The sequence below is a fragment of the Micromonospora sp. HB375 genome (assembly GCF_017872985.1).
GTDB lineage: Bacteria > Actinomycetota > Actinomycetes > Mycobacteriales > Micromonosporaceae > Micromonospora > Micromonospora chalcea.
Genome location: NZ_JAGGJO010000001.1, coordinates 1,623,992 through 1,650,874, shown reverse-complemented (window position 1 = coordinate 1,650,874; position 26,883 = coordinate 1,623,992). Strand labels below are relative to the sequence as shown.

Here is a 26,883-nt window from a genome sequence, read left to right as displayed (position 1 = left end):
GTCTCGACATTGGGGGCGGCTCTCGCGCGCCAAGCAACCCGGGGTTCGCGGGGCGAGTGGAACGTCATGGGTGTCAGAAGCGCGCGGAGACACCCATGACGTTCCACCGAGTCGGCCGGGCCGGGGGCCGGAGACAGCGCCGGAGCGGGCAGAAACGTACGCACCGTGGCCGGGCGGATCCAGGCGGCTACCGTTCGGCGCACGCTCGGCGTGGCGTCCGCCGCGTCGCGTGGCAACCTGTCGCATCCCTCGGGCAGGATGCACGACGTGCACCGCCAACGGTACGACCAGCCGACCGGAGACCGCCGATGACCGACGACCAGCTCGACGGGCCCGGCGAGGGTGTCGGCCGGGTGCTCGGCACCGCCGACGCCACCCCGCTCACCTTCTGGACGGCGGTCGCGCCGGGCAGCTACCTGCAGCTGGACGACGTGGTGGTGACCCGCCGCGACCTGCCCGACCGGGAGCCGGTGACGATCGCCGGGGTGGTGACCCAGGTGCGTGCCCGGCACGAGGGGGCGCAGTTCGACTCCGACGTCTTCGCCATCGCCGACGGCACGCTGCCGGCGCAGGTGCAGGAGGCGGCCGAGGTGACGACCACGCGGGTCGACCCGGAGTTCTACGTGCCGCCGACGCCGGGCGCCGTGGTGCACCGGGCCGAGGGTGACGCGCGGGCGCGGGCGCTGCACTTCGACCGGATGGAGCGGCGGATCCCGATGGGGATGGGCCGCGACGGGGTGCCGGTCTACCTCAACGCCGACTTCCTCGACGGCACCCGGGGCGCGCACGTGTCGATCTCCGGCATCTCCGGCGTCGCGACCAAGACGAGTTTCGCCACGTTCCTGCTCTACTCGGTGTTCCGCTCCGGCGTGCTGGGCGGCGACGCGGTCAACGCGAAGGCGCTGATCTTCAACGTGAAGGGCGAGGACCTGCTCTTCCTCGACCACCCGAACAGCCGGCTCGACGATCCGACCCGGGCGGCGTACGCGAAGCTGGGCCTTGATGCCGGCGCGTTCCCGGACGTGCGGGTGTACGCCCCGCCGCGGGTCGGCGACTCCTCCGGCACGCCGGATGTGAGCAGCCGGCTCACCGGGGTGGACAGCTTCTACTGGACGCTGTCCGAGTTCTGCGCCGACCGGCTCCTGCCGTACGTGTTCGCCGACGCGGACGACGAGCGCCAGCAGTACACGATGGTGGTCCACTCGGTGGCCGCGCACCTGGCCCGTTACGCCCAGCCGGCCGACGGCGGGGTGAGCATCGACGGGGTGCGGCTCGGCTCGTACGCGGATCTGGTCGACCACGTGGTCGAGCAGCTCAACGACGACGAGACGCGCGGCGAGTGGGCGGGCAGCGCGGTCGGGCTGGGCACCGTGAACGCGTTCGCCCGGCGGCTGATCGGCAGCAAGAAGGACCTGGGCCGGTTGATCCGTGGTGACCTGGCGACCCGCCGCCCGCACTCGATCAACACGGCGGAGAGCGCGCAGGTGACAGTGGTCGACCTGCACAACCTGCCCGATCGCGCGCAGCGGTTCGTGGTCGGTGTGACGCTCAAGAGCGAGTTCGAGCGCAAGGAGAAGGCGGGCACCGCCAAGCCGCTGCTGTTCGTCGTACTCGACGAGCTGAACAAGTACGCGCCGCGGGAGGGCTCGTCGCCGATCAAGGAGGTGCTGCTCGACATCGCCGAGCGGGGCCGCTCGCTGGGCGTGATCCTGGTCGGCGCGCAGCAGACCGCCAGCGAGGTGGAACGGCGGATCGTCACCAACTCGGCGATCCGGGTGGTGGGCCGGCTCGACCCGGCCGAGGCGTCCCGCCCGGAGTACGGCTTCCTGCCGCCCGCCCAACGGCAGCGGGCGCTGCTGGCCAAGCCGGGCACGATGTTCGTCAACCAGCCGGACATCCCGGTGCCGCTCTGCCTGGAGTTCCCGTTCCCGGCGTGGGCCACCCGGGTCTCGGAGGCGGGCCGCGCGCCCTCGGAGACGCTACGGTCGATCACGCAGGCCGCCGATCCGTTCGCGGTGGTCGGCTCCGGCTCCTCCGACGACGACATCCCGTTCTAGGCGGCACCCAGATGAAGATCCTGCACACCTCCGACTGGCACGTCGGCAAGGTCCTCAAGGGGCAGTCCCGGGCCGAGGAGCACAAGCAGGTCCTCGCCCAGGTCATCGAGATCGCCCAGCGTGAGCGGCCGGACCTGGTCATCGTCGCCGGTGACCTGTACGACACCGCCGCGCCCACCCCGGAGGCGACGCGGCTGGTGACCCGGGCGCTCACCGCGCTGCGGCGTACCGGCGCGGACGTGGTGGCGATCGGCGGCAACCACGACAACGGCGCGGCGCTGGACGCGCTGCGCCCGTGGGCCGAGGCGGCCGGGATCACGCTGCGCGGCAGCGTCCGGGAGAACCCGGACGAGCACGTCGTCGACGGGGTCACCGCCGGTGGGGAACGCTGGCGGCTGGCCGCGCTGCCGTTCCTGTCCCAGCGGTACGCGGTGCGCGCGGTGGAGATGTACACGCTCACCCCGGCCGAGGCGAACCAGACGTACGCCGACCACCTGGGCCGGGTGCTGGACCGGCTCGCCGAGGGGTTCACCGAGCCGGACCGCGTGCACCTGGTGACCGCGCACCTGACAGTGGTCGGGGCGAGCACCGGCGGCGGCGAGCGGGACGCGCACACGGTGCTCGGATACGCGGTCCCGGCCACCGTCTTCCCCGGCAACGCGCACTACGTGGCGCTGGGTCACCTGCACCGCTCGCAGCGGGTCGTCGGCCCGTGCCCGATCCGCTACAGCGGCAGCCCGCTCGCCGTCGACTTCGGCGAGCAGGAGAACGTCAGCTCGGTGACGATCGTGGAGGTCACCGCCACCACGGCCGCCCGCATCCGGGAGGTGCCGGTGCCGGGCGCGGTGCCGCTGCGCACGGTACGCGGCACGCTCGCGCAGCTCGCCGAGATCGAGGCGCCGGAGGGCTGGCTGCGCGTCTACGTCCGGGAGCAGCCCCGGGCCGGGCTGCGCGAGGAGGTGCAGGAGCTGCTGCCCCGGGCGCTGGAGATCCGGATCGACCCGGAGCTAGTGCCCGCGCCGGGCAGCGGGACCCGGACCGCCCAGCGGGCCGGGCGGTCGCCGGGCGAGTTGTTCGGCGACTACCTGGACAGCCGCGGGCACGCCGACGAGGGTGTCCGGGAACTCTTCGACGAGCTGCTCGAGGAGGTGGAGCACTGATGCGGCCGATGCGGCTGGACATGGCCGGGTTCACGGTGTTCCGCGACGAGACCACTGTCGACTTCACCGACGCGGACTTCTTCGCGCTGGTCGGGCCGACCGGTTCGGGCAAGTCGACGGTGCTCGACGCGATCTGCTTCGCGCTCTACGGCACGGTGCCGCGCTGGGGCGGCGCCCGGGGGCTGGCGAACGCGCTGGCGCCGTCGGCCACCGAGGCGCGGGTCCGGCTGGTCTTCGAGTCCGCCGGGGACCGTTACGTCGCGACCCGGGTGGTGCGCCGGGACGGCCGGGGCACCGTGAAGACGGCCAACGCCGGGCTGCAGCTCATGCCGCCGGGCTTCGACGTCACCAAGCTCGACACCGGGCTCAGCCCGGAGGATCTGGGCGAGGTGGTGGCGGGCACCCCGGCCGAGATGGAACAGGCGGTGCTGGACGCGGTCGGGCTGCCGTACGAGCAGTTCACCTCCTGCGTGGTGCTGCCGCAGGGGCAGTTCGCCGACTTCCTGCACGCCAAGCCGGCCACCCGGCAGCAGATCCTGGTGAACCTGCTCGGGCTGGGCGTCTACGAGAACGTGCAGAAGAAGGCGGTCGAGCGGGCCGGGCAGGCCGAGGCGAAGCTGGAGACCGTCGACAAGCTGCTCGGCGGGCTCACCGACGTCGACGACGAGAGTCTGGCCGCCGCCCGGGAGCGGGTGGACGCGATGCGGGAGCTGGCCGCGGCGGTCGCTGCCGCCGTACCCGAATGGGAGCGGGCCCGGGCGACGGCGGGTGAGCGGGCCGCGGCGCTGGCCGCCCTCGACGCGGAGCTGGGTGTGCTGGCCGGGGTGCGACCGCCGGACGGCACCGCCGAGCTGGCGCGGGCGGTGGCGGCGGCCCGGGTGGCCGCCGACGAGGCGGCGGCCACGGTCGGGCTGGCCGAGGAGCGCGAGGAGAAGCTGCGCGGGGAGCTGACCGCCGCCGGTGACGAGAGCGCGTTGCGGTTGCACCTGAAGGCGTACGCGGACCGGGACCGGCTGACCGCGGAGGCGGCGACTGTGCGCGCGGCGGTGGACGCGGCGCGCGGCGAGCACGACGCGGCGGTGGCGGCGCTGGCGGCGGCGCGGGCGGACGCGCAGCGGGCCGAGACGGAGCTGGAGTCGGCGTTCCGCGCGCACGAGGACGCGAAGGCCGCCGACCAGGCGGCGGCGCTGCGGGCGCACCTGGTCGACGGCGCGCCCTGCCCGGTGTGCGAGCAGACGGTCACCACCGTGCCGGCGGTGCCGAAGGGTTCGGCGGTGAGCCGGGCGATCGAGGCGGGCAAGGCGGCGCGGGCGGCGAGCGAGGCGGCGAAGCGGGTGGTGCAGGAACGCGACGCCGCGGCCCGCGAACTGGACCGGGTGCTGCTGCGCGCCCGGACCCAGCACGACCAGCTCGGCGCGCGCCTGGCCGAGCTGGACGAGCAGCTCACTGACGCGCCCACGCCGGAACGGCTGCGGGAGGCGCTGGCCGAGCACGCCCGGCTGCGCGCCGCGCTGGAGGAGGCGGCCGGCGCGGTGCGGGCCGGGCGGGAGGCGGCCCGGCGGGCGCGGGGCGCGCTCGACGCCGCGCAGGATCGGCTGCGCCGGGCCTGGCGTGACTTCGACGCGGTACGCGACGGGCTGGCCCGGTTCGGGCCGCCGGCCGCCGACCGGGACGACGTGGCGGCGGCGTGGACGGCGCTGGCCGACTGGGCGGGCGAGCAGGCGCGGGCGCGGCGCGCGGACCGCGACGGGCTGGCCGAGTCGGTGGAGGCGGCGCAGCGGGCCGCGGCCGAGGTCGCCGACGGGATCGCCGCGTTGTTCACCGCGGCCGGGCTGGACGCCCCGCAGGACGCGTCGCGCGACGTGGCGGTGGCGGTGGAGCGGGCCGAGGCGGAGTTGCGCCGCCTGGACGAGCGCCGCGAGCAGGCCGCCGGGCTGCGGGAGCAGCGGGCCGGGCACGAGCACGAGGCGCGGGTGGCGCGGGCGCTCGCCTCGCACCTGCGGGCGAACAACTTCGAACGCTGGCTGCTCACCGAGGCGCTGGACCTGCTGGTCGACGGCGCGTCGCGGATCCTGCGGGAGCTGTCCGGCGGGCAGTACGACCTGGTGCACGACAAGGGCGAGTTCTTCGTGGTCGACCACCACGACGCGGGGCTGCGGCGCGGGGTGCGCACGCTGTCCGGCGGGGAGACGTTCCAGGCGTCGCTGGCGCTGGCGCTGGCGCTGTCCGAGCAGCTCGCCGGCATGTCCACCACCGCGGCCAGCCTGGAGTCGATCGTCCTGGACGAGGGTTTCGGCACGCTCGACGCGGCGACGCTGGACACGGTCGCGGCGACGCTGGAGAACCTGGCCGCCCGGGGCGACCGGATGGTCGGCGTGGTCACCCACGTGCCGGCGCTGGCCGAGCGGATCCCGGTCCGGTTCGAGGTGCGCAAGGACGCGCGGACGGCCCGCGTGGAACGGACCGGCCTGTGACGTCACAGTCGCCGGCGTTCTTCGTCGACGCCTGGGATCCGGCGTACGGCGCGTCGTTCGAGGCTGCGGGCGGGTCCGGTCCGGCCGCGCCGAGCAGCGCCCAGGTGGACGCCGACGTCGAGCTGCCGGCCGCCGACTGGCGAGCGATCGGCCCCCGCGCGGGCGTGCGGTCGCCGGACGTGGTGCTGCTCGTCGACGGGGTACGGCGGATCGACGCGAGCGTCTGGACGGCCGAGGAGGACGGCGGCTCGTTCCCCGGCATCGCCGCCTCGTACGCGGCCGGTGTGGTGCGCTGCGACCTGGACCGGGGCGCCGCCGAGATGGCCGGCGCCCGGGTGGGCCGGGGCCTGTTCACGGCGAGCCCGTCGGCGCAGGACGTGGTCGCCGGGACTGTGCGTTACCCGGTGCACCGGGTCAGCGGCACCGGTGAGCTGAGCAAGCTGCCCGCGGCGGTGCAGGCGCCGCTGACCGCGCTGGAGGTGGCCGTCTCCGACGCGGTACGCACCGACGGCGACCTGCTGGTGGTGGACGGTCCGCTGCGCAGCCGGCGGAACCTGCCGCGCACGCTCGGGTACATCAAGACGCAGCACAGCCAATACCTGGACGGGCGGCTGACCGCCGTGGTGACCGGGCTGGCGCCGGGTGAGCGGTGCCCGGTGTTCCGGCTGGGCACGGCGTGGGGCGGCTGGTCGTGGTATCTGCGCCTGCCGGTGCGCGCCGGGGCGCCGTGGGCCGGGATCGTGCGGGTGGAGTGCTCGGCCGACCTGACCGTGCCGGAGGCGATCGCGCTGGCCGACCTGTCGCTGGTGACGCTGCCCCGGTTCGCCTCCACCCCGTACAAGGATCCGCGTGCCCCGCAGAACCTGGTGCCGATCGCCGGGCTGGAACGCCGGTTGCGCGGGATGCTCGGCGACGCGCGGCTGCTGCACCGGGTGCTCACCGCGGCGGCGCGCGGAATGCGGCGCTGATGGGCCGGCGACGCGACGCCGACCGGGTAGTGGCCGACGTCGACACCGGGCGGGCCGAACTGGTGCCGGACCGGGACCGCCCGGGCTCGTGGACGTTGCTGCTGGACGGCGCGCCGCAGTCGCATGTGGACCTGACCGATCCGGCGCACCTGGAGTTCGAGTACGTCCGGCGGCTGGCCGCCGCGCTGGACCTGGTGGCACCGGCCGGGGCGCCGCTGCGGGTGCTGCACCTGGGCGGCGGCGCGCTCACCCTGCCCCGGTACGTGCAGGCCACCCGCCCGGGTTCGACGCAGCGGGTGTCCGAGGTGGACGGCGCGCTGGTGGAGCTGGTCCGCCGCGAGCTGCCGTGGCCTGCCGATCCGCGCCTGCGGGTACGGGTGGCCGACGCGCGGGCGACGCTGACGTCGAGCCGGGACGGCGCGTACGACGTGATCGTGGCGGACGTGTTCGCGGGTGCCCGTACCCCCGCGCACCTGACCTCGGTGGAGTACGCCGCCGAGGTGGCCCGGGTGCTGGCGCCCGGCGGCAGCTACCTGGCGAACGTGGCCGACGGCCCGCCGCTGCGGCACGCGAAGGCGCAGGTCGCCACAGTGCGTACCGTGCTGCCCCGGGCCTGCCTGGTCGGCGACGCGGCGGTGCTGCGCGGCCGCCGCTACGGCAACCTGGTGCTGGTGGCGTCCCGGGTGGAGCCGCCGGTGCCGGAGCTGGCCCGGCGGGCGGCCGGCGACTGGTTCCCCGGCCGGGTGCTGGCCGGCGCGGAGCTGGACCGCTTCACCGGCGGCGCGGCGGTGGTCCACGACGCGGGCGCCGTCGACTCCACTCCCCCGCCGCCCGGAATTTTTTCCGTCAAACGTTGATCCGATCGGCTGGTGGCTGCGTATCACCGGGCGGCCATGCCCGTGGGGGGCCGGCTGATGTCATTGGACAGCGGAGGTCTGCATGCATGCGGTGGCGGCCGGCTGGCACGGCGAAGTGGCGCGGCCCGAGTGGATGTTCGCCCGGGCACAACCACACTCGCGCGCCTCGCGTTCCCGCCGGGGGGTCGACGCCCGGCCCGCCGATCGCCAGAATGACCCGGTGCCGCCGCGACCCGCTCCCGGACGCCACCAGGCGACCTCCGCCGAGGCCAGCCACTCCGACCAGCTGATCCGCCTGCTGTACGCCGAGCACGCCGGCCCGCTGCTGATGTTCGTGATGCGGCTGACCGGCGGGGACCGGCAGCGGGCCGAGGACATCGTGCAGGAGACGCTGCTGCGGGCCTGGCGCAACGCGCACCGGCTCGGCGTGCAGGGCCAGGGCTCGTTGCGTCCCTGGCTGGTCACGGTGGCCCGGCGGATCGCCATCGACGAGCACCGCAGCGAGCAGGCCCGCCCGCCGGAGACGTACGACCGGGATCTGACCGCGTTCGCCGAGGCGGACAGCACCGACCGGGTCCTGCGCACGATGACGGTGGCGGACGCGCTGCGTACGCTGAGCCAGTCGCACCGGGAGATCCTGGTGGCGACGTACTTCCGGGGGCGCACCGTGCCGGAGGCGGCCGAGGAGCTGGGGCTTCCGCTCGGCACCGCCAAGTCGCGGGTCTACTACGCGCTGCGCGCGCTGCGCACGGCTCTGCAGGAGAGGGGGGTGACCGAATGAGCCGGGCCGACCACATGGACGTCGCCGCGTACGCGCTCGGCGTGCTGGACGCGGAGGACGCGGAGCGGTTCGAGGAGCACCTGGCCACCTGCTGGGCCTGCGCGGCGGAACTGGAGACGATGGTCCCGGTGGTGGGGCTGCTCTCCGGCATCGACGGCGAGGCGATGGCCGCGCTGGAGCAGACGCACACCGATCCGGCGCTGCTGGACCGGACGCTGGTGGCGGTGCGGCGGGACCGCCGTCGTACCCGGGTGCGGCAGTTGCTGGCGACAGCGGCGGCAGTGGTGGTGTTCGGCGGCCTGAGCGGGGTCGCCGCCGGGATGCTCGGCGACGAGCCGGGGCCGACGCCGCAGGCCGGGCCGACGCAGACCGCGCCGACCGCGGCGCCGAGCGGCGAGCCGGGCAACCCGAACGACCCGGGCGTCGGCGGGGAGAAGCCGATCGAGGGCGACCAGCACAACGCCACCGACGCGGGCACCGGCGTGCAGACCACGATGTGGCTGGCGCGCAAGGAGTACGGCACGCAGATCTCGGTGCAGCTGAGCCGCCTGCCCGGGCCGCGTGTCTGCCGGCTGGTGGTGGTGCGCAAGAACGCCACGAGCGAGGTCATCTCCACCTGGTCGGTGCCGGCCGGCGGCTACGGCACGAACCAGAACCAGCTTCCGCTGGAGCTGACCGCGTCCACCTCCGCCCCGGTGCGCGACATCGACAAGCTTCAGGTGCAGTCGGTGGACGCGAACGGGGTGGCGAGTCCGCTGGTGACGGTGGACGACATCTGATCCGGTACGACGACGGCGCCGGGCGGCTGGACCGCCCGGCGCCGTCTTGTCGTGTCCGGGCCGGCAGACCCCCTCGTGCTGACGCACGCGCCAGAACGGCTGTCGGTTCAATCAGTCCACTGTGAAATGTGCCACCGTTTCGACTTCAACCTTGACAGTGCCGCGCCCGTACTACTCGGCGAACTGCCAAGAACGAGGAGGGCACGTGGCACACCACAAGCGGACGACCGTCATCGTCGCGAGCGCGATGGTCGCACTTACGGCCTGCGCCCCCGCAGGCTACAACGGGGCGAACTCGAGCGCGGCCGAGCCGGTCGCCGTCGCCGCGGCCGAACCCACCGCGGCGGCCGAACCGGAGGCGTCGGCGGCTCCCGAGGAGGAGCCGGTCGCGGACAAGGCGCCCCCGGCCAACGTGAAGATCACCGACGAGCTGGTCGGCAAGAAGCTGCCCCGGATGGGCCGCGTCGTCACCGACCAGGACGGCTGGGTGCTGTACCGGTTCGACAAGGACTCCGACGACCCGCCGCAGTCCAACTGCGTGGACAAGTGCGCCGAGGTCTGGCCGCCGTCGCTCACCGACGGCAACCCGAAGCTGCGTGGCGTCTCCGACGACAAGGTCGGCACCATCACCCGCCAGGACGGCACCCGGCAGCTCACCATCGGCGGCTGGCCGGTCTACCGCTACATCGGCGACAAGAAGCCGGGCCAGTGGAAGGGCCAGGGCGTCGGCGGCACCTGGTTCGTGGTCGACCCGAACGGCAAGAAGAACCTGACCTGCCTGCCCACCGGCACGCCCAAGCCGGTCGCGCCGCCCGCGGCGGGCAGCTCGAACAGCTCCGGCGGCGGGTCGGACTACTCGTACTGACGCACCAGGTCACGGTGACCGGTCGCCGCCGGGGAGGGCGCGGCCGGTCATCGTCGGGAACCCGGGAGGCGGGGCGCACCGGCATCGCCCCGCCTCCCGGCTCGGCGTGTCCGGCGTCACCGCCGGGACGCGTGGCAGAGTGGCCGGGTGACCTCGCCCGCCGCCCGCCGCACGCTGCGCCCCCCGGCCGGCTACCGGCTGGCCGCGTCGGTGCGGGCGCTCACGTTCAGCCCGTACGACCCGTGCGCGCGGATCGCCGCCGGCACGTTCTGGTGGGCCACCCGCACCCCGGACGGACCGGCCACGCTGGCGCTGCGCCCGGAGGCCGGCGAGCTGACCGCCGAGGGGTACGGCCCCGGCGCCGGCTGGGTGGTCGAGCGGGCCGACCGGATCGCCGGACTGCGCGACGACCTGACCGGGTTCGCCGCGCTCGCCGCCGCGCACCCGCTGGTGGCCCGCCTCGCCCACACGCACCACGGGCTGCGGATGCCCGCCACCGGCCAGATCTTCCCCCGGCTGCTGCGGGCCGTCTTCGAGCAGAAGGTCACCGGCAAGGAGGCGTACCGGGCGTACGCCGCCACCGTGCGGCACTTCCGCGAACCCGCCCCGGGTCCGCTGCAACCACTGCTGCTGCCGCCAGAGCCGGCCGCGGTGGCGGCCACGCCGTACTGGGTGTTCCACCCGTTCGGCGTGGAGCAGCGACGCGCCGACACGCTGCGCCGCGCGGCGGCCGTCGCGGACCGGCTGGAACGCTGCGCCGACTCGGCCGAGGCCACCCGGCGGCTCACCGCGATCCCCGGCATCGGGCCGTGGACCGCCGCCGAGGTGGTGCGCATCGCGTACGGCGACCCGGACGCGGTCAGCGTCGGCGACTACCACGTGCCGAACACGGTGGCCTGGGCGCTGGCCGGTGAGCCGCGCGGTGACGACGCCCGGATGCTGGCGCTGCTGGCGCCGTTTCGGGGGCACCGGGGCCGGGTCTGCGTGCTGCTGGAGGCGGCCGGGATCCAGGCGCCGAAGTACGGCCCGCGCGCCCCGATCCGCTCCTTCGCCCGCTACTGACCGCTCAGCGCCGCCGGCACAGCCGCCGCAGCGTCCGGCCCAGCCACCAGGCGTACGCCCGCTGGAAGCCGAGCACGACCGGCCCGCCGGCCCGCACGTACCAGTGGGCGGGGCGACTGAACGCGGTCACCTCGAACCAGACGCCGTCGGCGCCCCGGGTGACCAGGAACGCCTCCTCACCGACCTCCGGGTGCCCGGGCAGCGTGCCGTAGCCGAACCCGGCCCGGTCCGGCTCGTCCACCACCCAGACCACCTCGGTCGGGCCCCACAGCCGCGCCGGGCCGACGCCCAGTCCCGGCGTGACACGTACCCCGGGCGCCGCGCGCGGCGCGTCCGCGCGCATCACCACGCCCGCGGCGCGGTGCAGCCGCCAACCCAGCAGCGCGTCCGCCGCGACCGGGAAGCCGCCGTCCGGCAGCCGGACCCGGTGGCGCAGGTGGTGGTAGCCGGCCGGCAGGCCGCCGGCGCGGGTCGCGCCCACCTCCGGGTACGTCAGCTCGGGCACGCCGGTCACCTCCACGCTGATGGGAACACCCCCGCCAGCGTACGGCCGCTTCTGAGCGCTGTGGTGAGCTGAGCCGGTGACCGACGTGACCATCGCCCCCGCCGACGTCGCCGACGCCGGTGAGATCCTCACCGTGCAGCGCGCCGCGTACCTGGTGGAGGCGCAGCGCTACCGGGACGTGTTCCTGCCCCCGCTGACCGAGACGCTGGACGAGGTCCGGGCGGCGCTGGCCGGCCCGGACGTGGTGCTCGCCGCGCGTAGCGGCCCCCGCCTGGTCGGCTCGGTACGCGCCCGCGTCGACGGCGACACCGCCCACGTGGGCCGCCTCTCGGTCGCGCCGGACCAGCAGGGCCGGGGCGTCGGCGGACGGCTGCTGGACGCCGTCGAGCACGCCTGCGCGGGCCGGGTGACCCGGTTCGCGCTGTTCACCGGCGCGGACAGCGCGGCGAACCTGGCCCTGTACGCGCGGCGCGGCTACCGGGTGGTGGCACACCGGCCGGACGAGAACGGCAACCGCCTCGCCGTGCTGGAGAAGACGGTCAGCCCTGCTCGCAGCGGCGCCTGAGCCCGTCCGCCTCCTGCCGCAGGTAGCGGCGCATCATCGACCCGGCGAACAAGCCGATCAGGCCGGCCAGCGGCCCGGTCTGCACCAGGGCCAGCTCGGCCCGGGTGCGCCCGTCGCCGAGCGCGACGAGGCGGTGCTCACCCCGGCTGCGCACGCCGGCGCTCGTGGACTCCCAGACGAACGAGTACGGCGGCTCGATCTCGGTGACCCGCCACACCGCCGGGGGCAGGCGCGGCTGCTCCAGCCGGGCGGTCGAGCCGAGCGCCAGCGGACCGGGCTCCAGCCGGCGGGCGGCGGTGACCGAGGGCGTCCACTCCGGCCAGCGCTCGACGTCGCTCTGCACCGCCCAGACCCGGTCGACGTCGGCGGCGATCTCGACGGACTCGACGAACCGCATCGGCGTTCCTCCCCCGTGGACGGTCCGCTCAGGCTACGCCCGCACTCCACCCGCCCGCCGTCCCGCGCGCGCCCCGCTCCGCCCTCGCCCCGCCCCCGCTTCGTCGATCTTGGACTAAGGGTGCCCAGGATGCCCGATTGACGAACTTTACGAGGCACCACAACTCCAAGATCGGCGGCTTGCCGGGGCGGAGATGCCGGGGCGGAGGGGCAGCCGGCATTCCGTCGCTCGGCGCCGGCCGGCGGGCAGCGGGTCGCCGGGCGGAGGGTCAGGCGGCCTCGTGGAGGTCGGCCAGGGTGACCGGGGCGTAGCGCTTCAGCAGGCGTTCCAGCTCGGTGATCGAGCCGACCTCGCCGAGGACGTTCGCGCCGCCGCCGTGCTCGGCCGGATAGCGGTGCGCCAGCCGGTAGCGGTAGCGGCCACGGATCAGCTCGACGCTGACCCGCCAGCGCCCGCAGCATCCGCAGCTCCACTCCGGCACGCCGCGAAGGTAGCTCTGACCTGCGGTTTCACCATCCGGGCGGCGGTGACGAAGGCGACCGGTACGGGACACGCCGCCCGGCCACCCCGGGTGATCTGCCTCACCACTGTCGGTGGGGTCTGGTTGACTGGTCGCCGTGGACCTGCCGATCAACCCTCCGGTCGAGCCGATGCTGGCCAAGAGCGTGTCCGAGCTGCCCACCGATCCCGGCCTGACCTACGAGCCGAAGTGGGACGGCTTCCGCTGCATCGTGTTCCGCGACGGTGACGAGGTCGAGCTGGCCAGCCGGGGCGGCAAGTCGATGACGCGCTACTTCCCGGAGGTGGTCGAGCAGGCGCGCCGGCAGCTCCCGCCCCGGTGCGCCGTCGACGGCGAGCTGATCGTGATCCGCCGGGACGGGCCGGGCGGGCACCCCCGGCTCGACTTCGAGCTGCTGGCCCAGCGGATCCATCCGGCCGCCTCCCGGGTGAAGCTGCTGGCCGAGACCACCCCGGCCGACTTCGTCGCGTTCGACCTGCTGGCCATCGACGACGAGTTGCTCACCGGGCAGCCCTATCCGCGGCGCCGCGAGCGGCTGGAGCAGGCGTTGTCCGGGGTGCGGCCGCCGGTGCACGTGACCCAGGTGACCACCGACCCGGAGACGGCCCGCCGCTGGTTCGAGGTGTTCGAGGGCGCCGGCCTGGACGGGCTGATCGTCAAGCAGGCCGACCTGCCGTACGAGCCGGGCAAGCGGCTCATGTTCAAGGTCAAGCACGCGCGCACCATGGACGCGGTGGTGGCGGGCTTCCGCTGGCACAAGTCCGGCCCGGTGGTGGGCTCGCTGCTGCTGGGGCTCTACGACGACCAGGGCGTGCTGCACCACATCGGCGTCAGCTCCTCGTTCACCATGGCCCGCCGCAAGGAGCTGCTGGACGAGCTGGAGCCCTACCGCGAGGTGGGCGGCGAGCACCCGTGGGTGCACGGCGACCACGAGCGCGGCCAGCGCATCCCGGGCGGGGTGAGCCGGTGGACCGGCGGCAAGAACCTGGAGTGGGAGCCGCTGCGTCCCGAGCTGGTGGTCGAGGTGGCGTACGACGCGATGGAGGGCGACCGGCTGCGGCACACCGCCCGGTTCGTGCGCTGGCGCCCCGACCGTGATCCGCGCTCCTGCGACTACGGCCAGCTCGACCGCCCGATCCGCTACGACGTCGACGAGGTGCTGCGCGGCGATCCGGCGGCGACGGTCGGTGACGCGGCCGGCCGGGCGTAGCCTGGCGGTCGACACGATCATGGAAGGCGCCCACGTGACAGGCTTCCCCGACCGGACCCGCCGGTTCCGGCCCGCCCTCGCCGCGTTCGTCGCGGCGGTGGTGCTCACCGCCGGCTGCACGCTGCCGGCGTTCGCGCCGCGCGCCGAGAGCGAGGGCGAGGCCGCCCCGCCGGGCACCGCCCCACAGTGGCGGGCCTGCCCGGAGGTGCCGAACGAGCTGGTCGGCCGGGGTGCGGCGGACATGCGCTACGACTGCGCCCGCATCGCCGTGCCGCGTAACTGGGGCACCGGGGCAACCACCGGCGCGACCGCCGGGCCGGGCGCGGGAGAGACGTTCGAGATCGCGCTGATCCGGGCCCGTTCGACAAAGCAGCGCGACCGGATCGGGTCGCTGGTGGTCAACCCCGGCGGGCCGGGGGCCTCGGGCGTGGACACCGCCGTCTACCTGTCCTTCGGTCCGGCGTTCGGCGGGCTGCCGACGTCGGTCACCGACCGGTTCGACATCGTCGGCTTCGACCCGCGCGGGGTGGCCCGGTCCAGCCCGGTCAAGTGCATCTCCGACGCCGACCTGGACGCCAGCTTCGGCTACGACCCCGACCCGGAGAGCCAGTCGTCGTTCGACGGCTTCGTCGGCCTCAACCGGCGCATCGGCGAGCGGTGCGGCGCGAAGTACGGCGACCAGCTTCCGCTCTACGGCACCGAGCAGGCGGCCCGCGACATGGACGCGGTCCGGGCGGCGGTCGGCGACGACAAGCTGACGTACCTCGGCTACTCCTACGGCACGCTGCTCGGCGCCACCTACGCCCAGCTCTATCCGCAGCGTGTGCGCGCCCTGGTGCTCGACGGCGCGGTCGACCCGCAGCAGAAGCTGATCGCCGGGTCGGAGAGCCAGGCGAAGGGCTTCGAGCGGGCGTTCGACAACTTCTCCCGCTGGTGCGCGGCGAACGCCGGCCGCTGCCCGATCGCGCCGGACGCCCGGGGCGCGGTCACCGACGCGATCGCCAAGGCGAAGACCTCTCCGGTACGCGGGCAGGACGGCCGGGAGGCGACCTCCGGCTGGGTCTTCTACGCGGTGATCTCCTCGCTCTACACCGAGCAGGGCTGGCAGGAGCTGGCCCGGGCGATCGACGAGTTGCAGGGCGGTGACCCGGACGGCGTGTTCAAGCTGGCCGACTCGTACGCGGGCCGGGAGCCGGACGGGCACTACTCCAACCTGTTCGACGCGAACCTGGCGGTCAACTGCGCGGACGAGACCGAGAAGCCGACCCGGGAGCAGGTCCGCCAGTTGCAGTCGCAGTGGCGGCAGAAGTACCCGCTGTTCGGTCCCGCCCTCGCGGTGGGGATGCTCGGCTGCGTGGAGTGGCCCGGCGAGCGGGACCCGTATCCGACCGGCCGGGCGAACGGCGCGCCGCCGATCCTGGTGGTCGGCACCACAGGTGATCCGGCCACGCCGTACGAGCAGACGCCCGCGCTGGCCGCGATGCTGGGCGTGGGTCGGGTGCTCACCTGGGAGGGTGAGGGGCACACCGCGTACCCGCAGACGCCGTGCGTGACGTCGGCGGTCGACGCGTACCTGATCTCGCTCACCGTCCCCCGGGAGGGGCTGCGCTGCCCCGCCCGGTGACGGTCCGGCCGGCGGCCGGGAGCCGGACGCCGGCCGGTCGAACGTCGGCGGTCAGCCGGCGGCCGGGGGCGTCCAGTCCTGCGGCACGTGTCCGATCCGGACGCGCTGGGGGTGGTCGCCGACCGGGACGCTCGCGACCTTCTGCCCGGTCGCGAAGTTGATCGCGGTGACCTGGTCGGCGCCGGATTCGGAGATCACGCAGTCCCGGCCGTCCCCGCTGACCGTGGCCCAGTACGGCTTGTTCGCGGGCACCAGCGGCCCCTCGCGCAGCGTGGCCCGGTCGAGCACCGTGGCGTAGTCGTCCATGGTCCCGGCGACGCAGATCCGGGCGCCGTCGGGGCTCATCGACAGGCCGTGGTGCCGAGAGTCGTTGACCCAGGTGGTGCGGTCCTCGCTGGTGGCCGGGTTCTTCGGCAGCGTGGCGACGCGGGTGATCCGGTCGGTTGCCACGTCGTACTCGACCACGCCGTTGAAGAAGGACACCTGGAAGTAGAGCCGGCTGCCGTCGGGGGTGAACACGGCCGGGCGGACCGCGTCGGAGAGGTCGCGGCGGCCGGCGGCGTCGAGACGGTCCCGCATGTCGATGACCTTGACCACCTGGTACGTGCTGGTGTCGGCGACGGTGATCCGGCGGTCGCCCTTGGTCCAGTCGAGCCAGGGCGCGTCCAGGTCGGTGTTGACCTCGCCGATGGACATGTTCCACAGCCGGGTGCCGCCGTCGGTGTAGATGTTCTCGTGCGGCTTGTCGCCGGCGCCGAACGAGCCGAGCTGCGTTCCGGTGCGGATGTCCAGCACGTGCACGGTGTTGGAGGTGGAGGCGGAGACCGCGACGCGCGTGCCGTCGGGTGACACGGCCATGTGGTCGGAGCGGTAGCCGGAGACCGGGAACCGCCAGCGCAGCGCGCCGGTGGCCAGGTCGATCGAGACGACGTCGGCGAAGCTGGGCCGGGACACCACCACCGCGCTGCCGTCGGGGGTGGTGTACATGTCGTCGACGAACTGGTCGTGGCCCTCCCCCGGGCCCTGCCGGATGCCGAGGAAGTACGCCAGTTTGATCGGGTTGAGGTAGATCTCGCGCAGCCGCGCGGCGCGGTCCGGGATGACGTTGATCCGGCCGAGCTTGGCGTAGTCACCACGGGACCGGATGACGTCGGCGGTGCCGTCCCAGTTGTTGCCGACGAACATCACCTCCTGGAGCGGGACCGCGGCGGCGGCCGGCGCGGGCGCCGTCAGCAGCGGGGCCGGGGCGACGAGGGCGAGCGCGGCCAGCACGGCGAGCGCGGCGCGGCGGCGGGGTCGGGGCGGGCGGAGTGGCACGGGGGTCATGGACGCCTCCTGGCAGCCGGTACGACATCGACGTTTCTCAGTGGCGCGAACGGTGTTACCTTGCGGTAACAACCAGGAGAGCAACCGGCCGGCTACCGGGGCTAGGGACCGGACGCCAACGCCCGCGCGACCCGGTTGTGCCGCGACGACAACGGGAGGCGGCGTGACCCGGACCGGGAACGTCCCCACGTTCGGCACGCTGCTGCGCGACCTGTCCGCCGACCCGGCCGCCGTCGACGAGGTGGCGCGGGCGGCCCGCGTGAACTCCCCCGAGGTGGCCCGGCTGCCCGCCGACGAGGTACGCCGCCAGGTCGTCCTGCTGCTGACCAGTGGCCTCGGCGCGCTGGAACGCCACGAGGACCCGGCCGGACGGGACTTCGCCGAGGCACGCCGGCTGGGCGCGGACCGGGCCGCGCAGGGCGTCACGGTGGCCGGGCTGCTGCGCGGGGTGCAGGCCGGGCGGGACCGCGCGGTGGAGCTGGTGGTCCGGCACGGCCGGGCCGCCGGCATCCCGGACGAGGTGCTGCTGGAGGGGCTGCTCACCATCGGCCGGTACGCCGCGGCGGTGGAGCGGGCAGTGGTCGACGGGCATCGGGCCGCCGAACGGGACCTGCTCCGCACCGGCGCGGCGGCCCGGGCGCACCTGCTGCGGCGGCTGCTGCGCGACGGCCCGGCGGGCCTGCCACCGGCCGAGCTGACCCGGTTCGGGCTGCGGCCGGACGGGCGCTACCACTGCCTGGTCGCCGCGCCACCCGACCCGGTACGCGCGCACGCGCTGCACCGGCAGCTCATCCGGCACGGCGGGCTGCTCGGCACCGTCGACGACCGGCTCGCCGGGCTGCTCCCGCGACCGCCCGACGCCGTACCGGCCGACCTGCTGACGCTGGTGACGCCCGCACAGCCGCTGGCGCGGGCACCGGCCATGTACGCGCTCTGCCTGGCGGCGCTGGCCACGGCGGCGCACCGGCGGCTGCGCGGCCTGCGTCAGGTCACCGACCTGGCCGGGGAGACCGCGCTGGCCGCCCAGCCGGTCCTGGCCGAGCTGCTGCGCGGCACGCTGCTCGGCGCGCTCGACCCGGCCGACGACTTCCACCGGGACCTCGCCGGCACCGCGCTCGCCTGGCTGCACCACGGCCAGCGGCTGGACCAGACCGCCGCCGCGCTGCACGTACACCCGAACACGGTGCGCTACCGGCTGCGGCGGCTGCGGGAGCTGACCGGCGGGCCGCCGGTCGAGGAGGGAGCGCGGTGCACGGTGCCGGAGACCGTGCACTGGTGGTGGGCGTTGCGCAGCTGGCTGGACGGCGGCTGACCCCGGACGGCGCAACCGGACGCCGCGCCCCGGCGACGCGGCCGGACGAGCGACACGACCGGACGACCCGTCCGGACGCCGCCCGGGCCACGCCGGCGCACGGCACTGTGCCAGGCTGGCCGGATGACCGAGGTGATCTTCCGGGAGGCGGTCCGCGCCGACCTGCCGGCCGTGCTCGCGCTGCTCGCCGACGACGTGCTGGGGCGTACCCGTGACCTGCCCGAGGTGGACGCGGCGTACGAGCGGGCCTTCGCCGACCTCGACGCCGATCCGCGCAACGAGCTGATCGTCGCCGACGACGGCGGGGAGCTGGTCGGCTGCTTCCAGCTCACCTACATCCCCGGGCTGGGCCGGCACGGCGCCGAGCGGTGCCTGATCGAGTCGGTGCGGGTCCGCTCCGACCGGCGCGGCCGTGGGCTGGGCGGGACGATGATGCGCTGGGCGATCGACCGGGCCCGGGAGCGCGGCTGCGCGCTGGTGCAGCTCACCACCGACAAGCAGCGCGCCGACGCGCACCGGTTCTACCGCGACCTGGGCTTCGTGGCCAGCCACGAGGGCATGAAGCTGGCGCTCTGACCGGGCCGCGACCGCCGCGACCCGGCACCGGGCCGCCACCCGAAGGCGCGCGGCCCGGTCACCCGGGTCAGTCCTCCGGCGCCAGCCGGCCGTCGCGCAGCGTCAGCGTCCGGTCGGCCATCTCGATCAGCGCCGGATCGTGCGTGGCCACGAGCGCGGTCATCCCCCGCGCGTGCACCACCGCGCGGAGCAGGTCCATGATCGAGCGGCCGGTCTCGGAGTCGAGCTGGCCGGTCGGCTCGTCGGCGATCAGCAGGTCCGGCTCGTTCGCCAGCGCCCGGGCCACCGCCACCCGCTGCTGCTGCCCGCCGGACAGCTCGTACGGGCGCTGCGCCGCGTGCCCGCCCAGCCCGACCAGCTCCAGCAGCACCGCCACCCGCTGCTCCCGCTCGGCCGCCGGCACCTTGGCCAGCCGCAACGGCACCCCGACGTTCTCCGCCGCGGACAGGATCGGCACCAGGCCGAACGTCTGGAACACGAACCCGATCGTGCCCCGCCGCAACGCCAGCAGCTCCCGCTCGCCCGCGGCGGTGACCTCGTGCCCGGCCACCCGGATCAGGCCGGCGTCCGGGCGGTCCAGGCCGCCGACCAGGTTCAGCAGCGTGGTCTTGCCGGCGCCGGAGCGACCCCGCACCGCCACCAGCTCGCCGCGCCGCGCGGTGAACGAGACGTCCCGTACGGCGTGCACGGCGTGCTCCCCCTTGCCGAAGGTGCGGCTCACCCCCTCGACCCGGACCACGTCCTCGACTGCCGTCCCCGGCACCGCCGGCAGCACCACTGTCTGGTCGGTCATCACTCACTCTCCTCGGCGTGCGTCCGGTCACCGGGGCGCACCTCGACGTGATCGGGTTCCAGATTGAGGCGGACCCGGTCACGCAGCGACAACGCCTCCACGAACTGCGCCGGCAGCTGCATCCGGCCGGTGCGGTCCAGCACCGCGTACTCCTCGCTGACCATCTCGGTGCCGCCGTCGGCGGTGACGCGCGCGGTCCGGCGTACCTCGGAGGCGGTCCGGCCGTCGCGGATCGCGACGGTACGGCGGACCTGGCCGGCCACGGCGTGGTCGTGGGTGACCACCACGATGGTGACCCCCAGCTCGGCGTTGATGGTGCGCAGCGCGGCGAACACCTCCGCGCCGGTGGCCTCGTCCAGCTCACCCGTGGGTTCGTCGGCGAAGAGGATCTCCGGGTCGTTCGCGACCGCCACGGCGACCGCGCAGCGCTGCTGCTCGCCGCCGCTCATCTGGCCCGGACGGCGGTCCGCGCAGTAGCCGACGCCGACCATGTCCAGCAGCTCGCGGGCCCGTTCCCGCCGCTTGCGCCGCCCGCCGGCCCGCCCGGCCAGCTTCATCGGCAGCTCCACGTTCTCCAACGCGGTCAGGTACGGCAGCAGGTTGCGGCCGGTCTGCTGCCAGATGAAGCCGACCACCTCCCGCCGGTACGCCAGCCGCCGCTTGTTCGACAGCGACAGCAGGTCGTAGTCGGCGACCCGGGCGATGCCGGCGGTCGGGGTGTCCAGGCCGGACAGGATGTTCAGCAGGGTCGACTTGCCGGAGCCGGAGGCCCCGACGATCGCGACCAGCTCACCCCGGTCGATGACCAGGTCGAGGCCCTGCAGGGCGACGACCTCGACGCCCTCGGTCTTGAAGATGCGTACCAGGCCGTCGCAGACGATGTGCCCGCGCAGCCGGTCCCGCCCTCCGGCCCGTTGCGCGGCCCGTTCGGCCGCGCGTTGCTGCAGGGACGCCAGGTCCGGTACGGACGTCTCGGCGGTCGCGGTCATCTCAGCTCTCCTCTCCGAGCCGCAGCACCTCGCCGAGGCGCATCCGGCGGTTGTTCACGGCCTCCACGGTGATCGCGAAGCCGAGGGCCAGCATGGCCAGGACCGACACCCCGGCGACCAGGCCGGGTTCGAACTGCGGGCGTACGTCCACGCCGCCGGTGAAGGCGGGCAGCCCGAGCACCGGCGTGAGCAGCAACGGCAGCAACGCGCCGACCACCGCCCCGGTGAGCACCGACACCAGCACCAGCGGGGTCAGCTCGACCATCAGCATGCCGCGCCACTGCCGGCGGGACAGGCCCATGGTGCGCAGCCGGGACAGCACCTGCCCGCGCGAGCGGGCCCCGGCGAGCACCGCGAGCGCGAGCCCGAGCAGCCCCAGCACGGCGCCGCCCCCGGCACCGAGCGCGAAACCGAACACCAGCAGGCCGTTCACGCCGGTGCCGCCCAGGTCCGCGCGGACGGCCGAACGGGTGGTGACCTCCGGCGCGCGGGCCTTGTCCCCGGTGCCGACCCCGCCGATGCGCAGGTAGCGGTTCTGCCCCTCACGCGCGACCCGGTCCACCTCGGCGGCGTCCACGCCCGCGCCGGCCAGCACGAACCCGGTGGGCGCGAGCTGGTGCGGCGCGTCCGCCGGCAACGCCGGCCACGGCAGCACCACGAACCGCGCCACGCCGTCGCCGACGAGCGCGAACTCGTCGACAGTGGCGGCGGTGCGCACCGGCAGCCGGTTGCCCTGCACGTCCAGCCAGGCGGGCCGGTCCCCCTGGGCGTCGGCGAGCCCGGCGTCGGCCAGCTCGTCGGCGACCGCCGGGGACACCAGCGCCGGCAGCGGCGTGCTCCCGTCGGCGCGGGCCCGCACCGGGTCGGGCACGCTCACCGGTACGCCTGCCGCACTGGCCACCTCGGCGAACCGCTCGCCGTCCACGAGCACCACGCGCAGCTCGGTGACCGGCGCGGGGCGTCCGGCGCGGTCGGCGTACGGCCGCTCGGCCGGCACCGTGAGCAGCGGCGCGACAGCGCGTACCCCGGGCAGCTCAGCCAGTTTCCCGGCGGTGTCCGGCGCGAAGCGCTCCCCGCGTACCAGCAGGTCACCCGGCACGGCCTGGGCGGCGGCGGTGTCCCGGCCGCTCTCGATGCCGGTCGCCACCACGCCGCAGAACGCGGCGGTGGCGACGGCCAGCACCACCACGACCAGCGGCCCGGTGCTCGCGGCCCGGCCCGCGCGGGCGGCGCCGAGGAACGCGACGCTGCCGCGCGCCCGGGCCGCGACGCGGCTGAGCAGCCGCAAGGGCCAGGGGTACGCGCGCAGCGCCACCAGCGCCGCCGCGATCGCCAGCAGCACCGGCACGGACACCAGCAGCGGATCCACCGAACCGGCGGTGAGCCCGCGGCGGCGCAGCAGGAACGCGCCGAGCACGGCCAGCCCGAGCACCGCCACCTCGACGGTGAGCCGGACGGCGGGCGACCGGCCGCCGAGGTCGGAGCGGCCACCGGCGCGTCGGCCGACCGCAAGCGCGGCGAGTGGCGGCAGCAGCGTGGCCAGCAGCCCGGCGATCAGCACCCAGAGCCACGGCGACCCGGCGCCGGGCAGCAACCCGCCGAGCAGCCAGCCGATCCCGGCCGCGGCCGGCAGCACCAGCAGCGACTCGGCCAGACCGCGGCGCAGCACGTCACCGGTCGAGCCACCGCGGGCCCGGATCAGGTGGAACTCGGCGCGGCGTCGGTTCGCGGCCAGCCGGGCGGCCAGCAGCGTCAGCCCGGCCAGCGTGGCGAGCAGCCCGGCGGCGATGACCGCGAGCAGGGTACGCGCGGCGGCGAGCGAGTCGGCGAAGCGCCGCAGCGGGATGTCCACGCCCTGGCTGAGGGTCACCTTGACCTCGGTGGGCAGGGCCCGGTCCAGCCCGTCGACGCCGGCGATCAGCGCGTCGAGGCGGCCCGGTTCGAGCCGGTCCGGTGCGATCCGGTACCGCCAGCCGAAGGCCACCGGCCATTCCCCGGCGGTGATCGAGTTCAGACCCGCGTCGGCGGTGTACGCGACGCCCACGAACGGTTGGCCGTCGCCTTCCGGCGGGCTGAGCTTCAGCATCGACGGCAGCGTGTCCCAGACACCGCCGGCCGGGTCGTTCGGCCGCCACACGCCGACCAGGTCGACCGGGCGGGAGTTGAGCACGTTGTTGTCGGCGTCCAGCAGCGAGAGACGGAACCGGTCGCCGGCCGCGACGCCCAGCGTGGTGGCGATCGTCTCGGCGAGCGTCACCTCGATCGCGCCGGCCGGGGTGACGCCGCGTTCCGGCCACCGCCCGTCGACCAGGGTGGCCGCCTCCCGGATGCCGGTGCCGGCGCGCAGGTGCAGGTCGATCAGCCCCTTGTCGTCGCTGAGCGTCGGACCGCGCAGTCGCCCCGGGACGGTCTGCGCCGCGAACCAGCGCTCGCCGATCGTGTCGCGCACCTCGGCGGGCATCTTCTCCTCGATCGCCGCGAGCAGGGTCCCCCGGCTGGCGGCGACGGGCTGCTCCGAGGCGGGCACGACGTCCGGCGCGGTGCTGTACGTGAGGTCCCGGCGGGCCACCGGCTGACCGGCCACGTACTCGGTGAGCCCCTGCCCGGTCAGCCGGTCGGCGACCCGGGGCACGCCCGTGATCAACAGCGCGGTCACCAGGGTCAGGACGGCGAGCAGCAGGAACTGCCCCCCGTATGCGCGGACCCGGCGCGCGGCACCAGGAAGGCTCATCGTTCTCCTCCGATCCGGAGCTGCGCGGCGGCGACCCGCTGGCGGATGCCGGTGGTGATGACGGCGGCGAAGGCGAGCGCGGCGAGCAGCAGCCCGGCGGCGGTCGCCCCGATCGGCACCCAGGGCACTGTGAAGACCGCCTCGGGCACCGGCCGGCCGGCGGCCGGGGTGAGGATCACAAGCGGCACCATGGTGGCCGCGACGAGGGCGCCGACCAGCAGCCCGACGCCGACTCCGATCGCGGCCAGGAAACCCTGCTCGGCGAGGTAGGCGCGGGCCAGCAGCCGGGTGTTCGCGCCGAGCGTGTTGAACACGGCCAGTTCGGTGAGCCGCCGCCGGGTGGTGGCCCACACGTCGACCGCCAGGCCGACCAGCGCCAGCAGCACCGACCCGAGCGCGGCGGCGAGCAGCCCGGTGCGGGCGCCCTGCCAGTACGGGTCCCCCGCGGCCTCCTCCGCCACGCGCTGCCGGTCCAGCAGCACCGTGCCGCCGACAGCGGCGAGGGCCTCGGTCGCGGCGGCGTGCCCACCCGGCGTGGTACGCAGCCACCACTCGGCCACCGGCCGTATGCCTCCGCTGCGTTCCAGCAACTGGGTACCGGCGGTGGGCAGGTCCAGCAGCACGCCGTCGCCAGCGGTGCCGGGGATCGCGGCGACCTGGCCGACCACCGTGGCCTCGATCGTCACCTCGGAGACCGACAGCTTGACGGTGTCACCGGTCTGCACGCTCAGCGCGGCGGCGACCCCCGGTGTGATCAGCACCGGCACCGGCGGGTCCTCGGCCATGGGCACCACGGCGAACCGGGACGACGGCACCCGGGCAAACTGCAACAGCCCCGCGGGCACGTCGAAGCCCTGCGTCGCGTCCACCTCGGTGGGGGTGGCCCGGGCGTCCCGGCGCGGCCCGCTGCCCGGGTCGATCACCCGCCACGCCCCCTCCACCGGCAACGGCAGCGCCGCGCCGCCGCCGTCGGTGAGCCGCAGGTCGCTGAGCAGCAGCCGGTACGAGTTGCCGGTGGCGTCACCGCCGTCGGCCTCGAAACCGGCCAGCCGCAGCGGGGCGCCGCCGGTGTCGGGCAGCGGCACGGAGAAGCGCACCGGCCGTCCCTCGCCGCCGGCCTCGGCCAGCCGGACCCGCCACGTGGCCCCGGCGTCGGTGGCGAACAGCGCGGTCACGGCGACGCGCGGCCGGTCGTACATGCTCTCCACCGGGGTGCGGACAATGCCGGAGAACGTCTTCGCCCCGGCCGGCAGGACACCGCCGACCGGCGCGCCCCGGCCGCGCGCGAGCCGGTCCAGCAGGGCACCGGTGGACGCCCCGCCGTCGGCGTCGTCGAGCCGGATCATCCCCTTCGCGGCGGCGGCGTCCAGGGCCACCACCGTCGCCGGCCGGGCCTCGCGGCCCAGGCGCACGTCGTCACGCCAGGCGGGCAGCACCCGGTCGATCCCGGGCACCGCGGCCAGCTGGGCGGCCCGGTCGGCCGGGGCGGTGCCGTCCCGTTCGGTCAGCCGCAGGTCCGTGCCGACGGTGTGCTGCGACTGGTCGCGCTGCGAGCGTTCCCAGGAGGCGACGAGCGACCACGCGAGCGTGCTGCCGCCGACGGCGAGCGCGAGCAGCAGCACCGGGCCGGCGTGCGGGCGGCGACCCGCCTGCCACATGCCGAACATGGTGGCGTTCCACGGCCGGCGGTCGACGAAACGTTCCGCGAGCCGGGTGGTCGGCGGCAGCAGCCGCAGCGCGATCACCGCGCCGGCCAGCACGCCGATCGTGGGCGCGGCGGCCAGCAGCGGGTCGATGCCGAGGTTGCCGTTCGCGCCGGCGAGCGGCGAGGAGTACTGCCGCAGCTGGGTCCACGCGAGCACAGCGAGCGCCACCAGCACCACGTCCACGCTGGCGCGCTGCACGGCGGCGCTGCGGGACGGGCGGGACCGGGCCGCCATGTCGGCGACGTAGGTGCCGGCCCGGCGCAACGCCGGCAGCACCATGGCGAGCAGGCAGCCGACCGCCGCGCCCACCGCGACCACCCAGACCCGGGCCAGATCGCCGTCGGCCAGCCGCAGGTCCGCGCCGAGATACCGGACCGCCTGCCCGGTCAGCGCCGGAGCCAGCAGCAGCGCCGGCGCCACCACGAGCGTGGCCTCGCGTACGGCGAATCCGGCGATCTGCCGACGCGCGGCGCCCCGGGCCCGCAGCAGCGCGGTCTGCGCCCGCCGGTCCTCGTTGAGCAGCGCGGCCACCAGCACCAGCGCGTACCCGCCGAGCACGACGATCAGCAGCAGCGGGGTGAGCAGCGCGGAGCGGCCCACCAGGTCGGCCCGGCCGAGCCGGTCCACCAGCCGGTCCAGGTGGCTGACCTGCTGCGTCGAGGAGCCCAGGCCGGTGGCCTCGGGCAGCTTCTCGGTGATCTCGTTCAGCGCTGTGGTCACGGCCGGCAACCGGGCCGGCTCGACGGCCACCAGGTCGGGGTCCACCAGCCAGGCCGCCGAGGTCGAGCCGGGGAAGGTACGGGCGAAGTCGGCCGGGTCGAGCGCGAACGGCCCGTACGAGGTGACCTCCGCGTCGCCCTGGCTCTCCCCCACCCCCGGGGCGAGCCGCCAGTACGCCTCGGCCGCGTCCCGGGGCCGCCACGTGCCGGCCACCACCACCGTGCTGGCCCGCTCCGCGCCCCGGTCGTACAGCGGCACCCGCTCGCCGACCTCCAGGCCCAGTTGCGCGGCCACCTTCTCCGGCAGCGTCACCTGCAGCGGGTTGCTGCCGGGCACCGGCCACGCCCCGGCGGTCAGCTCGGCGTGCGCGGGCAGGTCGTCGAGCGTGGCCAGGTTGGCGAACATCGGGTCGTCGTCGGTGCGGGCGGCGCCCACGTCACCGGTCAGCTCCCGCCCGGTGCCGGAGCGGATCCCGGCCACCGTGACCGGCGCCCCGCCCAGCCCGTTCGCGAACTGTGCCCGTACCGCCCGGTCCCGCTCCGCGTACGCGGCGGCGTCCGCCCCGCCGGAGCCGCTGATCAGCAGGCTGCGCTCCTCCGCCGGGGCGGCGTCGAGCACCGCCCGGGCGCCCGCGTCCACCGCCCGGCGGTTGTAGTCGGAGAGCCCGGTGACCAAAGCGACCGCGACGAGTGCCGCGACAGCGGCGGCGAGCAGCAGCCCACGGGCCTCTACCGCCCGCCTCCACACCAGCTTCATCCGACGTCCTCTCCTGGCCCCGGCGGGCCGATGCCGAGAGAGAGCAGTGACACCCACGAAAAGGTTCGCGCCCGTTACATGATCGTTATCGGGCTCCGGCTCGCCGCTCCGAGACACGGGGAGCATTCGTACGACGTGCTACGCCGTGAC

Annotated in this window: 22 protein-coding genes; 14 read left to right on the top strand and 8 right to left on the bottom strand. The window is 75.2% G+C overall.

What is annotated here, in order from left to right; translation table 11 throughout:
• Positions 1 to 308 precede the first annotated feature (308 nt).
• The 9 genes from J3R08_RS07910 (at position 309) to J3R08_RS07870 (ending at position 11,003) form a co-directional block, all read left to right on the top strand.
• Positions 309 to 2,057, top strand: a complete 1,749-nt coding sequence (locus J3R08_RS07910) for an ATP-binding protein (RefSeq protein ID WP_043325613.1) — start codon at positions 309 to 311, stop codon at positions 2,055 to 2,057.
• Between the two features lie 11 nt (positions 2,058 to 2,068).
• Positions 2,069 to 3,217, top strand: a complete 1,149-nt coding sequence (locus J3R08_RS07905) for an exonuclease SbcCD subunit D (RefSeq protein WP_209960529.1) — start codon at positions 2,069 to 2,071, stop codon at positions 3,215 to 3,217.
• Positions 3,217 to 5,691: an AAA family ATPase gene (locus J3R08_RS07900; protein ID WP_209960527.1), complete on the top strand. Its 2,475-nt coding sequence runs from the start codon at positions 3,217 to 3,219 to the stop codon at positions 5,689 to 5,691. Before J3R08_RS07905 ends, J3R08_RS07900 begins: the two co-directional genes overlap by 1 nt.
• Positions 5,688 to 6,659 (top strand): hypothetical protein, encoded by a 972-nt coding sequence (locus J3R08_RS07895; RefSeq protein WP_209960525.1) that lies wholly within the window; start codon positions 5,688 to 5,690, stop codon positions 6,657 to 6,659. Before J3R08_RS07900 ends, J3R08_RS07895 begins: the two co-directional genes overlap by 4 nt.
• Positions 6,659 to 7,516 (top strand): spermidine synthase, encoded by an 858-nt coding sequence (locus tag J3R08_RS07890; RefSeq protein WP_043325620.1) that lies wholly within the window; start codon positions 6,659 to 6,661, stop codon positions 7,514 to 7,516. The genes J3R08_RS07895 and J3R08_RS07890 overlap by 1 nt, the downstream gene beginning before the upstream one ends.
• 82 nt (positions 7,517 to 7,598) lie before the next feature.
• Positions 7,599 to 8,297: a sigma-70 family RNA polymerase sigma factor gene (locus tag J3R08_RS07885; RefSeq protein WP_030503038.1), complete on the top strand. Its 699-nt coding sequence runs from the start codon at positions 7,599 to 7,601 to the stop codon at positions 8,295 to 8,297.
• Positions 8,294 to 9,076: an anti-sigma factor gene (locus J3R08_RS07880; RefSeq protein WP_030503037.1), complete on the top strand. Its 783-nt coding sequence runs from the start codon at positions 8,294 to 8,296 to the stop codon at positions 9,074 to 9,076. Before J3R08_RS07885 ends, J3R08_RS07880 begins: the two co-directional genes overlap by 4 nt.
• A 205-nt stretch (positions 9,077 to 9,281) precedes the next feature.
• On the top strand, positions 9,282 to 9,941 hold the full coding sequence (locus J3R08_RS07875) for a hypothetical protein (protein ID WP_064447175.1): 660 nt from the start codon (positions 9,282 to 9,284) through the stop codon (positions 9,939 to 9,941).
• A gap of 147 nt (positions 9,942 to 10,088) precedes the next feature.
• Positions 10,089 to 11,003 (top strand): DNA-3-methyladenine glycosylase, encoded by a 915-nt coding sequence (locus J3R08_RS07870; protein WP_064447174.1) that lies wholly within the window; start codon positions 10,089 to 10,091, stop codon positions 11,001 to 11,003.
• Positions 11,004 to 11,007: 4 nt separating this feature from the next.
• Here the strand turns inward: J3R08_RS07870 and J3R08_RS07865 are convergent, their stop codons facing one another.
• Entirely contained in the window at positions 11,008 to 11,529 is a 522-nt protein-coding gene (locus tag J3R08_RS07865) for a DUF1990 family protein (protein WP_209964044.1), read from the bottom strand.
• A 55-nt stretch (positions 11,530 to 11,584) separates the two neighbouring features.
• Here J3R08_RS07865 and J3R08_RS07860 point away from each other — a divergent pair, with 55 nt between their 5' ends.
• On the top strand, positions 11,585 to 12,073 hold the full coding sequence (locus J3R08_RS07860) for an N-acetyltransferase (protein ID WP_209960523.1): 489 nt from the start codon (positions 11,585 to 11,587) through the stop codon (positions 12,071 to 12,073).
• Here J3R08_RS07860 and J3R08_RS07855 read toward each other — a convergent pair.
• On the bottom strand, positions 12,048 to 12,470 hold the full coding sequence (locus tag J3R08_RS07855; protein WP_209960521.1) for an SRPBCC family protein: 423 nt from the start codon (positions 12,468 to 12,470) through the stop codon (positions 12,048 to 12,050). The genes J3R08_RS07860 and J3R08_RS07855 overlap by 26 nt on opposite strands.
• A 268-nt stretch (positions 12,471 to 12,738) precedes the next feature.
• Entirely contained in the window at positions 12,739 to 12,951 is a 213-nt protein-coding gene (locus J3R08_RS07850; protein WP_069089394.1) for a hypothetical protein, read from the bottom strand.
• 136 nt (positions 12,952 to 13,087) lie between these two features.
• Between J3R08_RS07850 and J3R08_RS07845 the strand changes: the two genes are divergently transcribed.
• Entirely contained in the window at positions 13,088 to 14,200 is a 1,113-nt protein-coding gene (locus tag J3R08_RS07845) for an ATP-dependent DNA ligase (RefSeq protein ID WP_209960520.1), read from the top strand.
• A gap of 34 nt (positions 14,201 to 14,234) precedes the next feature.
• Positions 14,235 to 15,824: an alpha/beta hydrolase gene (locus tag J3R08_RS07840; protein WP_307849373.1), complete on the top strand. Its 1,590-nt coding sequence runs from the start codon at positions 14,235 to 14,237 to the stop codon at positions 15,822 to 15,824.
• Between the two features lie 51 nt (positions 15,825 to 15,875).
• Here J3R08_RS07840 and J3R08_RS07835 read toward each other — a convergent pair whose 3' ends face one another.
• Complete coding sequence (locus J3R08_RS07835; protein WP_140946375.1) at positions 15,876 to 17,150, bottom strand: YncE family protein; 1,275 nt, start codon at positions 17,148 to 17,150, stop codon at positions 15,876 to 15,878.
• A 163-nt stretch (positions 17,151 to 17,313) separates the two neighbouring features.
• Here J3R08_RS07835 and J3R08_RS07830 point away from each other — a divergent pair, with 163 nt between their 5' ends.
• Both J3R08_RS07830 and J3R08_RS07825 read left to right on the top strand, forming a co-directional pair.
• Positions 17,314 to 18,462, top strand: coding sequence for a helix-turn-helix domain-containing protein (locus tag J3R08_RS07830; RefSeq protein ID WP_064447170.1), 1,149 nt, complete (start codon positions 17,314 to 17,316; stop codon positions 18,460 to 18,462).
• A 123-nt stretch (positions 18,463 to 18,585) separates the two neighbouring features.
• The gene (locus tag J3R08_RS07825; protein ID WP_069089391.1) at positions 18,586 to 19,038 is read left to right on the top strand and encodes a GNAT family N-acetyltransferase; all 453 of its coding nucleotides are present in this window, start codon (positions 18,586 to 18,588) and stop codon (positions 19,036 to 19,038) included.
• Between the two features lie 67 nt (positions 19,039 to 19,105).
• Here J3R08_RS07825 and J3R08_RS07820 read toward each other — a convergent pair whose 3' ends face one another.
• Genes J3R08_RS07820 through J3R08_RS07805 form a run of 4 tightly spaced genes read right to left on the bottom strand, consistent with a single transcriptional unit; the run spans position 19,106 to position 26,733 of the window.
• The gene (locus J3R08_RS07820; RefSeq protein WP_030503025.1) at positions 19,106 to 19,831 is read right to left on the bottom strand and encodes an ABC transporter ATP-binding protein; all 726 of its coding nucleotides are present in this window, start codon (positions 19,829 to 19,831) and stop codon (positions 19,106 to 19,108) included.
• Complete coding sequence (locus J3R08_RS07815) at positions 19,831 to 20,820, bottom strand: ABC transporter ATP-binding protein (RefSeq protein ID WP_064447169.1); 990 nt, start codon at positions 20,818 to 20,820, stop codon at positions 19,831 to 19,833. The genes J3R08_RS07820 and J3R08_RS07815 overlap by 1 nt, the downstream gene beginning before the upstream one ends.
• Position 20,821: 1 nt before the next feature.
• Positions 20,822 to 23,551 (bottom strand): FtsX-like permease family protein, encoded by a 2,730-nt coding sequence (locus J3R08_RS07810; RefSeq protein ID WP_209960516.1) that lies wholly within the window; start codon positions 23,549 to 23,551, stop codon positions 20,822 to 20,824.
• A complete protein-coding gene (locus J3R08_RS07805) occupies positions 23,548 to 26,733 on the bottom strand; it encodes an FtsX-like permease family protein (protein WP_209960513.1) in 3,186 nt (1,061 codons plus the stop codon). The genes J3R08_RS07810 and J3R08_RS07805 overlap by 4 nt, the downstream gene beginning before the upstream one ends.
• Between the last annotated feature and the right edge of the window lie 150 nt (positions 26,734 to 26,883).

Bases quoted from the DNA above. Each gene is read 5' to 3' on its own strand.
- J3R08_RS07910 (WP_043325613.1), top strand. From the start codon at position 309: ATGACCGACGACCAGCTCGACGGGCCCGGCGAGGGTGTCGGCCGGGTG.
- J3R08_RS07905 (WP_209960529.1), top strand. From the start codon at position 2,069: ATGAAGATCCTGCACACCTCCGACTGGCACGTCGGCAAGGTCCTCAAG.
- J3R08_RS07900 (WP_209960527.1), top strand. From the start codon at position 3,217: ATGCGGCCGATGCGGCTGGACATGGCCGGGTTCACGGTGTTCCGCGAC.
- J3R08_RS07890 (WP_043325620.1), top strand. From the start codon at position 6,659: ATGGGCCGGCGACGCGACGCCGACCGGGTAGTGGCCGACGTCGACACC.
- J3R08_RS07885 (WP_030503038.1), top strand. From the start codon at position 7,599: ATGCATGCGGTGGCGGCCGGCTGGCACGGCGAAGTGGCGCGGCCCGAG.
- J3R08_RS07880 (WP_030503037.1), top strand. From the start codon at position 8,294: ATGAGCCGGGCCGACCACATGGACGTCGCCGCGTACGCGCTCGGCGTG.
- J3R08_RS07855 (WP_209960521.1), bottom strand. From the start codon at position 12,470: ATGCGGTTCGTCGAGTCCGTCGAGATCGCCGCCGACGTCGACCGGGTC.
- J3R08_RS07835 (WP_140946375.1), bottom strand. From the start codon at position 17,150: ATGACCCCCGTGCCACTCCGCCCGCCCCGACCCCGCCGCCGCGCCGCG.
- J3R08_RS07825 (WP_069089391.1), top strand. From the start codon at position 18,586: ATGACCGAGGTGATCTTCCGGGAGGCGGTCCGCGCCGACCTGCCGGCC.
- J3R08_RS07820 (WP_030503025.1), bottom strand. From the start codon at position 19,831: ATGACCGACCAGACAGTGGTGCTGCCGGCGGTGCCGGGGACGGCAGTC.
- J3R08_RS07815 (WP_064447169.1), bottom strand. From the start codon at position 20,820: ATGACCGCGACCGCCGAGACGTCCGTACCGGACCTGGCGTCCCTGCAG.
- J3R08_RS07810 (WP_209960516.1), bottom strand. From the start codon at position 23,551: ATGAGCCTTCCTGGTGCCGCGCGCCGGGTCCGCGCATACGGGGGGCAG.
- J3R08_RS07805 (WP_209960513.1), bottom strand. From the start codon at position 26,733: ATGAAGCTGGTGTGGAGGCGGGCGGTAGAGGCCCGTGGGCTGCTGCTC.